Source organism: Helicobacter didelphidarum (assembly GCF_003364195.1).
GTDB lineage: Bacteria > Campylobacterota > Campylobacteria > Campylobacterales > Helicobacteraceae > Helicobacter_A > Helicobacter_A didelphidarum.
In genome coordinates, this window is record NZ_NXLQ01000131.1 from 1 (window position 1) to 1,382 (window position 1,382).

The window sequence follows — 1,382 nt, forward strand, 5'->3', positions numbered from 1 at the left end:
TAAATCTCCTGATGAGCTTGATGCAATGGATAAAGAATTAAGAGATAGAAAACTTAAGAATAAAGATTGGAGAGATATTGATAAGAAATGGTATGAAAGCTTAGAAACTAATGAATTTAATGATGGTTTCTTTGGATTCGCTCCTGTAAAAACTGCACCTAATCATTGGGGTAAAGTTTATGAGAATAATTAACCTCGATGTTAAGGATAATATAAAATGAAAAATGAAACATTAAACTACAATCTATTGAACTCTAAAACTGATAAGTTTCTATATATTATTTTGATGAATATATCTAGTATGTTTTTTACTATTATAATAATATGGTTATATTTTTTTATTGGTGATAATATTCTATATTATTTTAAGTTAGATTCTACTATTGAAGCATATATAAATATTATAATTATTATAATTTGTATATTTATATTTATGCTATTTCTAGGGCTAACACTCTTAAAATCTTTTATAGGAGTCTTAGGATATATTATTGTTTTACTGATATTGTGGTTATCAATATGGCTACTTGATAAATATTTTAATATAGATTTTCAATTTGGTGCATTTTTGATACTATTTGGATTTTTGGTGATGATACTGCCTTATATTTTATTGATTAGTTGCAGGATAAACTTCACTCTATTTATCTGGAATTTTATTATTATCAATATTCTAACTTTTGGAATAAATATCTTAGGTTATGGGGGATTTGGAAAATGAAATATTATGTAACACTTTATATAAAAGATATGAAAGTTAATTCAATAATTCCACACGCTTTTTTAGGGCTTACTCACACTCACCCCGATGAACTTGATAAGCAAGGATATATTGAGATACAGAAGTATAAAAATGACCATTTATCTGATAGAGATTTTTTAGTGCAAGATAAAGGTAAATGGTATGAAAACATTTGTCCTAGTATCTTAAATGATGATTTTCAAGGTGAAGGATTCTTTGGATTTGGACCAGAAAAATTTAAATTAACTATGATACCCCCTTATAGGTCAGGCAAAGTCTGTGAAAACAATCAATACAATCACGAACCAAATAAATATATGCAAAGATTTGATACAAATTCATATATAAAAACAAATTTACGCAGTCCATCTACTTTCTCTAGCCAAAATCGTTGTGTATTTGAAATATCACAATTCCAATATGAGACATTAATCAAACATATAAAAGCTGATGTTCAGGCTACTTTATATATCTATGAGGGCTCAGATAATCCAATGGGAGAGCATTTGAAATACGATATTACTGAAAATGATTGTTCTATTTGGGCTTTAAATAAACTTGAATCTATCGGTATAGAAGTCTTAAGCGATGATAAAGGACGCAAAGAATGGCTACCTGATGCACCGATATTTGATGATTT

The 1,382-nt window shown here is 27.4% G+C and carries 2 pseudogenes; both read left to right on the top strand.

What is annotated here, in order from left to right:
• Window positions 1-193: pseudogene (locus tag CQA53_RS11435) on the top strand (hypothetical protein); the annotation flags it as partial.
• Window positions 194-717: 524 nt separating this feature from the next.
• Window positions 718-1,382 (top strand): annotated as a pseudogene (locus tag CQA53_RS13450) (hypothetical protein); the annotation flags it as partial.